2 protein-coding genes are annotated in these 9,775 nt (G+C 43.7%); both read left to right on the top strand.

Annotated features, from left to right (window positions below):
- Window positions 1–84 precede the first annotated feature (84 nt).
- Window positions 85–9,171: a putative Ig domain-containing protein gene (locus L1286_RS23700; RefSeq protein ID WP_235409493.1), complete on the top strand. Its 9,087-nt coding sequence runs from the start codon at window positions 85–87 to the stop codon at window positions 9,169–9,171.
- Entirely contained in the window at window positions 9,172–9,594 is a 423-nt protein-coding gene (locus L1286_RS23695) for a hypothetical protein (protein WP_235409492.1), read from the top strand.
- The last annotated feature ends 181 nt before the right edge of the window (window positions 9,595–9,775 follow it).

The raw sequence follows: 9,775 nt of genomic DNA, 5'->3' as shown, positions 1-9,775 counted from the left end.
AAAGACATCAGTGCACTGTCTGCGGCATTTAACGCGCGAACTCTGACCTACACGCAGTTGGCGAGCCAGTTAAATGGCACCTTGGTGAGTGACGCCCGTGTCAGTCATTCTGTGTATAACGGCGCAGGGCAACTGACACAAATCACTCATGCGGATAACACCACGGAGTCTTACACCTATTATGACAATGGGTTAAAAGCCACTTACACCAACCAAAAAGGGGCAACGTGGGATTATACCTATGACAACAGCGGCCGGCTTGCCTATGAGCATGGTCCTGCAGCTACGCATCATTATTGGTACAATGGGGCACTTGTCCAAGTTGACCAAGCGCGATTCACCAAGTCTTTTGACTACGATGATGCAGGTAATGTCATCAAAATCACCGAGGGTGTATGGAAAGGCAACGGATGGGTTGCCAATGCAGAGCAAGCCGTTTCGCGCTTTACCTATGATCTCGCAGGGCGTCAGGTGTCAGTGAACCAAGATGCGACACGTAATGCGCCTGCCACCGAAAGCCGCACTGTTTACGATGTATTGGGGCGTGCTGTGCTATCAACGCAAGGCGCCGATCTGAGCCAACCGGCCAGCGCATCCAACCCCCATGTCACTCAGTTAAAAGTGTATGACAATGCGGGCAATGTGAGATTTGAAGTAAGTGGCGCAGGAAATGTGACTCAACGTCAATACAACGCGCTAGGACAAGTCGTTAAGCTAATTCAATACGCAGATCAAACAACGGTAAGAACAGGGCCGAGCCATGACCTTGTGCTGTCTGATTTAGTTGATAGCCAAGGCGCTATCCGCTCGGGTAACCCGCTTAATTTAGCGGCTAATACATCGCAGGACCGAACCATTGTTACAGCCTATGATAACTCTGGGAGAAAGGTTCGAGTAGATATTGGTAATCAATCAACGCAATTCAAATATAATGCATTTGGTCAAGAGGTTAAGTCTGAAAAGCTGTTGTCAGGAGAGTTTAATACTTCTGGCTATAATGCATTAACTCAGTACACATATTACAACGAACTCGGGCAAAAAGTAGCCATGCTAGATGCTGGAAAGTATCTAACAAAGTGGGACTACAATGCATTTGGCGCGGTTAAAATGCAAACTGAATACGCGGTTGCCATTGCTGGAAATCCAAGCGAAGATACTATTCCAAATGCTGGGATTGGCAATGATACGGTTGGCCAAAATAGAGTTATTGAATATCACTATGATGAAATGGGCCGAGTACTGCATCAAGTGCAGTCAAATGTAGATATTGCTGATTTTACGAGTGTCGCTAATTTCGAGTCCCACAATCATCTGATCTCATCCTTTGAATACGATGACCTAGGCAATACCATTTCATCACAAAAGCGTACAGCAAATACAGGTGACTTGGCGCAACTTGATAGCCAAACATTTGGCAAATTTATTAGCGAGTACGATGCGCTTGGCAGATTAATTCATACGGCCAGTGAGTCGGTTGCAAAAACACAGGTTGATACAAGCCAAACACAATCAAAAGCGATAACAATTACCACTGGTCGTCGTTATACCACAATGGCATATGATGCCTTTGGCAATATGGTAAAGCGTACTGAACATGCGAATACGGGGAGTGTTAATTCTTCTTCACTAGATATTACTGTCTCTGCTAATAGCCAAGATAAATCGACACAACATGAGTACAATGTGCGTGGTCAGTTGATCTCTGAATATGATGCGTTAGGCAATAAGGTACTCCATCATTACAATGCGCTAGGTCAATTAGTCGAAACAAGACAAACATATAACGAATGGCATCATGATAATGAGCATTATTCATTTAGTTATCAGTATTATTATCATGATGCAAGTGGGAAAAGCGTAAGGACCAGTGGTAAGTTAGGTGGTTTGCCAAGCGGTATTTCATTTGATCCAAACAGTGGGATACTCAAAGGAAAAATAGCACATATTCAAGCGGGTGATTACTCTACTAGTCATACTACTGTAACCATATCTTTAGACGCCAATTACCTTTCTCCAGATAGTGATAAAAATCAATATCGAGCTTTTGATAGCCGTGATGCAAGTAAGGGAGTTGCGGCATTCTCTTCATGGCGTAAACCCACTTCTGGTAGTGACAGTTCAAAACAAGTCTATACCCAATATTTTTACGATGAGAATGGGCAGTTAAGCCGCAAAACATTGGGCAAAGATGATGGCAATGGCGATGCATCGATCAAATCGTATTACACCTATTACAACGCATTTGGCGAAGTGAAAAAAGACGAAGATGGTCAGTACCTATACAATAAAGAAGGCTTGCTTTGGAAGACAACTAAAGAAGATGGGGTTTTAAAAACACACGAGTACGATAAAGCGGGCAGATTAACGAGTACTATACACGCCCTTAATGGACAAACAGACATAGAGCGGGATGCTTTAGGCAACGCGACTAAAATTAAGCAACCTAAATTCACTCAAAATAACACCTTGGTCCGCCCTGAAGTCCAGCAAACGTTTGACCGTTGGGGAAATACTATTGAATTGAAGGATGCCCTTGGTTTTATTACAAAAATGGCATACAACCACAGTAATCAGGTTATTAAAGAGATTTTGCCCTCAGTTAATGTAACCGATGAAACGGGAGTAACGAAGTTAGAGACACCGATTAATCTTTATCACTACGATGAAGCTGGGCGATTGATCCAAAAAGTCGATGCCAACTTAAATACACATACTTTTAAGTACGATGAGTCAGGTAAACAAACGTTAACACAAGATGGTGAAGGTAACTTAACTTATCATCGCTATGATGCATTTGGCAGAAAAGTGGTGACCACAGATGCTGAAGGTAAAGTGACAACTACTCATTATGACAAATTGGATAGGGTTGTTGAAACTGGCCAGTTTGGTGTTGTTGACAATGTGTCTGGGACATATCGAACTGTAAATAGTTATGATTATGATGAGCTTGGCAACCGGACACATGAGCGAGACGCGTTAGGTGGCGAAAAGTCCTATAAGTTTGATGTCTATGGTAATGTGATCTATTCGCGCGATGAAGTAGGGAGAGAGAAGTCTTATAGCTACAACAGTGATGGTACACAAAAAAGCGAAACCTATATCAATTTGCACTCAAGTTCAAACGCAAACAAACACCAGAATAGTCGCCTTTTTGACGAATACGGCAATTTACAAAGTGGTAATGATTTAGGTGGAAAAGGCTTTAACTACACCTATGGTCGTAGCTTTGGCAGCACCAAAGTTAAAACGCTTAATAGTACTTACCAAGAAATTGAAACAACAAATATTGGTAGGTTGATCCGAAAGAAAAATGATCGCGGTCAAAACATCGAATATCGATACTATGACAATGGTTGGCTAAAGAGTATTACCGACAAAACGACAGATGCCTATTCGTACTTCGAATATGATAAAGCGGGTCGCCGAACGTTAGAATTGACTCAATCATGGGATGATTTAAAACGTGTTATTCGCCACGAGACTGAAACGAAATATGACAGCCATGGTCGGATATTGCAGACGCAAACCAATGAATACAAAAATACAAATGCCACAGGCACTCCTAATTGGGTGAAAGAGAGGATCCTGTCTCGTGTCACCTATCGGTATGATGCTGTGGGTAATCGCCGCAGTATGAAAGTAGAAAATGGGATCACTGGCGCCATTTCAGAAAACCCAGAGTATATTTTTCATGGCAGCTTATTACTTGAAGAAAATCAGCAACTCAACAGTGAATCTTCTAGCGTTGCTCAGTTCTTTGATACCTTGCAAATATCTAGACTTTCGTACTCTGCACAGATTTACAAGCAAAATGACCAAAGTCGTTGGGAAAGCGTGTCATCTATTGATGGGCTCACCCTCAACTCCGATGGTACTTTCTCGGGAGTACCTTCCTATGATTCATCGGGCGTTTACCGACTGGAAGTAGAGGCCAAGGACAGTTCAGTGTCTCCTTCACGCGTGTTCAAAGGTGAAATTGAGGTCTTTATTTCGAATGTGAAAGCCCCAATCGAAATGAATCAGATAGCACGCCAATCAGGGCAAGAAGGCTACTCTTTCTCAGTTGATTTGAGTCAATATTTTACAGCCGACTCCACATCGAGGGAGTTAAAGTATGTCGTTAGGGGGTTACCATCAACCTTGTCCTATGACCAGTCAGGTATGATCAGTGGTAAATTGGGTTATGAGGACTCTGGAAATCATACAATCACCGTAGAAGTATCTGACAAAAACGACGCTAGTATAAAGCGTACCCAAACATTTACGCTAAATGTAAAACCAACAAACCATCTAACTGTAAAAGAGGGACACACTCACAGCATCAACCTATTGCAAGAAAGTCACGGTGCAAGTTTGTTTGAGTTAACTAAAGGGGCTAGTTTTGTTAAAATTATAAGAAATCAACTGGTTATTTCTCCTCTTGCAGGAGATGCACGCAGTACTCCTTACATTATCGGTTACAAGACTTATGAGCCAGATCCAGAAGGAAACAAGGTAACAGGTACATATGAGTTTCATGTTCATGTACCTGTTGATACATCTACCCCTGCCAATCTAGCACCGACTGGTACGATAAATGATAAACAGGCAAAAGAAGGACAATTTTTCTCTCATAATACTGCGACCAATTTTAAAGACCCGGATGGCGACGAAGTAACTTATAGTGCCTATTTCTTTAAACGAGTATTTGTGGCAGATACTAGGCCTATAGATACACAAGCCGCCGATTTGTCACTTGAGCAACATCAACTCGATGGCAACAGGGAAGGAGCGTGGGAATATCGGGGTGTAGAAATGCCAGGAGGCCTTCGTTTTAGCGCTTCAGGGGTACTAAGTGGCACACCTTATTATACCACGGCTGGTCTTTATCGGGTCATAGTTGTTGCAACCGAGACAAAGTCAACAAAGTTATCTGGGCAAGCTGAGTTTAATCTGAGCATTGCCAATGTAAACCCCAATAGGTCGCCAACAGTTACGCTAAGTGGGGGAGCCAGTGTACTCAAAGGAAAGAGCATAACCTTGACGGCCAAAGGTAATGATCCTGATGGCACAATTAGTGCCTATGAGTGGCAAAGTTCCTCGGGTTTAAGCGTTACAGGCCGTGACGGCAGTGCGACTGTAACAGGCCTTACCGGTGGTGAGCAATGGGTTAAGGTGAGAGTAAAAGACAACGACGGTACTTGGAGTAGCTGGAAAACTAAAAGCATTACTGTAACACTGCCATCGGTCGTTAATCGCGCCCCTGTCGCCAATCGTAGCCTTGGGACGTTTGGGTTTCAGGGGAGAGGGCTGAATTATCTAATTCCTGATGATGCGTTCTCAGACCCAGATGGCGATACATTAACATATAGCGCATCCGGGCTGCCCAATGGATTGTCTTTAAATGGGAATCGAATTTCGGGTCCTTTAAATTCACCTGGAACATTTTACATTCAAATAACAGCGAAGGATCCAAAAGGTCTATCTGCGAAAACCACGCTACGGCTCGAAGTAGAGCCTAGGTTTACCAGTAATACGCCGGGGATTGGAATTGGAACAGAGGCCAGTGGACAGGTTGAAGAGTCCCAATTCTTAGCGCAAACTTCTGACTCTGTGACACAAAAGGCGCAATTAGGTACCTCTATAGAGAGGGCTGTAAACACAACTGGTTCGAACTCTACTTCAGGCTCAGTTTCGTCGACTTCGACACAAAGTGACAATATCCAAGAGTATTGGTTTACTTATGATGGAAACAACCGTGTTGTACATGATGGCGGGAGCTTATCGGGTGGTAAAATTACAACCAAATCAAAAGGCCAATTTATTGCCTACAACGACGTTGGGCAGCAGACTTTGGTTGTGTCGAGGGACATACGTGCACAGCAATTTATTTATAACAGTTGGGGGCAAGTAGCAGCCGTTGACAGCTATCAGCACAAAGGGCTTAAAGAAGACGACCTGTATGAGAAGCGTGCAATATTGGCATCTAACCCAGCGTTAGTGAATTGGGTAGCAAGTAGCCGTTTAGATTATGATGCGCTCGGCCGTGTGACAGATAAACGCGAGTACTATGGTGCTACGAGCTCGGAAACATTTAATGTTGGCGGAAACAACGCCAATGATGCTGACGCCCATCAAGACGACAATACGTTTATTGTTGTCAATTATGGCGGTGCGATTAAGCGTCTCACTGAGACACGATATAACGCGGCCGGAGATGTGGTTTGGGTTCAAGAAAAAGCGTTAACCTTGAATATTGAGGATACACTGCGTCAACAAGTCAAACCAGATTTATTGACGCAAACAATCTTTGTTTCTGATGGTTGGTCGGAGTCTAATCTCGGTATTAATTCAACCACGCAAGACTATGTATACGATGGCGCTGGAATGGTGAAATCTTATTCTTATTATCAAAAAGCGGAAAAAGCGGAGACACCCAACTTAGTACATAACTTTACTAAAGAGTATATTGCCCGAGACCAATATCTTGAATCTTTGACTAAAGGTGAAGGCAGTAAAACACATCCAGAGAGCCAGCACTTATATGATGCACAAACCAAGTCGAGCTACGATGTAAATGGCAATCGTACACGCATTGAAGAACACATAACGGACTCTCGATATACTGCCAATAAGGACGTAAATGCGCGTTACATGAGATACGATGCCGAAGGCAAACTCATCTCAAAAGTAACGGGTAAACAATCGGAAACATTGACTGCATCCCATCTAAATACACAAAAGTCATACTACAACCCTCAATCAGGCGAAGTGATCGACTGGCAAACAACCGTGGCCAGTAATGTGGGGTTTGAGGAAGATGAGTCATTCCTTGGTAGAGGGATGGGCAGTTACTACTTATATAGTGGTGGTAATTACCTGGGTGAACTGAATAAGTCGGGTACAAACTCGATTAAAGAGCAACACTTTAAAGCCCCAGACGCAAGAGCAGCAACAGTTGTGGCGCGACACCAAGTACAATCCGGCAATACGTTAAAAGAACTGGCCAAGCTATACTATGGCAACGAAAACCTATGGTACATCATTGCTGATTTTAACGGGCTGGGCGCGGGTTCTGATTTACAGGCTGGTGTTATGTTGGATATTCCGGCACGCGCCAATACGTTTAATAGCCACGATAGCTTTAAACCAATTAACTTAGGCGAAGTGATTGGCGATACCACGCCAAGTATGCCGTATGTACCACCTCCACCGGAGGCTGGGTGTAATGTGTTTGCCTCGGTGATTATGATTGCAGTCGCGGTGGTTGCGACGATTGCGACGGCGGGGGCATTGGCTGGCGCCTCATATGGCGCTCTTATGTCCACGGGGACGTCGGTTCTTACTGGCAGTTTTGCTGCTGCGGGTGTTGCAACGACTGGTGCTGGGATAGCGATGGCCGCGACGGCTGGTTTTGTCGGCTCTGCGGTGTCCCAGTTAGCAGGTAAAGCCATGGGCGTTGTTGACAGCTTTTCGTTGAAATCAGCATTAGGCTCAGGGCTGACTGCAGGCCTAACTGCCGGTGCTGGACATGTGTTAAGAGGCGTTGAGGCATTTGCAAAATTAAACGATGCGAACAAAGCAATTAATGTTGTTAGCAATGCTGGTAAAACAATTGAAGGCGTATATCAATTAGGTAGCATAGGTAAAGCCGCTGTAGGGGCTGCAGGTGCGATAAGTTCAGTGGCAGCAAATAAGTTGGTAGGAAATGAAGCCAGCTTTAGATGGGGCAATGTTGCGGCATCCGCTTTGACTTCTTACGTTGGTGCAGAACTGGGTTTCGGTGACCCCGATACGTTAGCCGGCGGCATGACATCAGGAGATATTGTAACGGATACACTAGGGGGTATTGCGAATAGTGGATTAAGGTATGGCTCGGACAAGCTGTTTGGTAATGAGGCAAGCTGGAACTTTAAGAATATAGCGACGGATGCGTTTGGAAATGCGTTGGGGAACTCGATTGTGAGTGGTTTAAGCAGTACACCAAAATCAGCAAATACCACTGCGACAAGTCCAAAACGCGCTGGTCAAACGCAACCTATTGGTAAAACAGGTGGAGCACCTGCTTCACAAGACGCAGTAGATATTAATCCAGAGAATGCCCTTGAAAGATGGAATAGACTAGAAGCGTCAGGAGGGCTTGATAGCTTATCTGATAATGCATATTACAGCCTAGCAACCGCCGCAAACTCAATTGAGAATGCGACACGCCCAATCACATCGTTTGATAGATTCAATCATTTGGTTAATCATTCAAACATGATTAGGCAGCAGTTAAACAATGATTTAGCAACGAAGGCACAAAGCGTGCAACGAACGCAATCACTCATTGCTAATAACCAAGCGTGGATTGATAGAAATACCACGACAATGGGTAGAGTGCCGCAAGGCTTTGACCTTGAAAGCTCACTAATAGACTCCATTGATTGGACGGATATGAGCCAGCCTTTAACACCGGGGCCTTGGCGTGAAGGGTATGTGTTTGGCTCTCCAAATACGCAATCAAATTTAACAACTAACCTTGGCTATGCATCGCTCACTGTAGGTGGGCTAGGTTCTACTCATACTGCTTTAAGCGGTATTGCTGCGACAAAACCCGGTAGTTATAGTTTTGGCTTAGTGCAAAACAAAGGTTGGACGCTAGCAGACAAAGCGCCACTCTCTACCATTTTTGATGGTAGTTTTGGTCGCGGAGCTTCAACACCGCTTAACGGCGTAAGCAATTACAGCTTTGGCTTTGGACCTGTAGATGATATTAAGAGTTTAACTGGGAGTATCTCTGGATTGATGGATAGTTCTTTGGCGCAGACTTCAGGGCGCTTACTTACAGCGGCTGGTCCTATGGTTTCGGGCTTTCAAGCATACGACTATCAATTCAATCAAGAAAATCACAATTGGAACAACCCCGCTAATCAAGCTGATATCGCCAGCAATTGGGGTAAATTCGGTGTGGACAGCACCTTTGCGTTAGCATCAATAACAGGTGTCGGGACACTTCCAGCAACAGTTTATGGTATTACAGACTTTGCTTTGCAAGCATCTGGTTATAGTTACACCCCTAAATTCCACCCAACAGAAATGGGCGTTGAGAAGAAGAGTTGGACAGGTCTAATGTATCAATTTGGTGACATGATTGAAGCCAACCAAAGGATTAATCCTAATTTTAAAGTGCGTGGGCCGGGAGGGTTTTAGGTGAACATTTTGAGTTTTATTCGTAGCTACTATTTATATTTTTATTATCAAACATCGATAAACCAGAAAACAGGTAAGTTAGTACCCTCAATGGGGTTTGTTACCGTAGTTCTTCTGGTGATGATTTTTCATGCTGGTACGCTTTTATATACATTTAACGCTGTCGGTTATAGGTTTATGAATGAAGTACTTACTGATACATTGTTCTCATTTCGAGGCGATGTAAACCTGATAATAATTTTGGCTGCTGTGTTTGCTATTTTGTTTACTTATTTAGTCTGTTGCTTCGGGATCAAGTTTGAAGAGATAGGGGCTAGATTAGCTAAAACGAGGTGGTTAGCTAAACGCTCTGTATGGAAGATGATTTTGCTACCGGTATTGAGTATGGCGATGTTTATATTGAGTGGTGTTTTGTTTTACTAGATGTGGAAATATCGGCTAGCTGTTTTAGCTGAACTTAAGATAGGACAGGCACAAATTTATTGCTTAAACTAGGTTCTTTGGTTACTGTTTAAATATCCAGTTAAAATGGGTTTTGAAAAGGTATGACAAGAGCAAGGAAAGCATTGATAGATTTGTCCTCGACCTCTTATTATCACTTAAT

Source organism: Pseudoalteromonas sp. SMS1 (genome assembly GCF_021530565.1).
Taxonomy (GTDB): Bacteria; Pseudomonadota; Gammaproteobacteria; order Enterobacterales; family Alteromonadaceae; genus Pseudoalteromonas.
The sequence above is the reverse complement of the archived record's forward strand: the minus strand, read 5'-3'. Positions and strand labels throughout refer to the sequence as shown.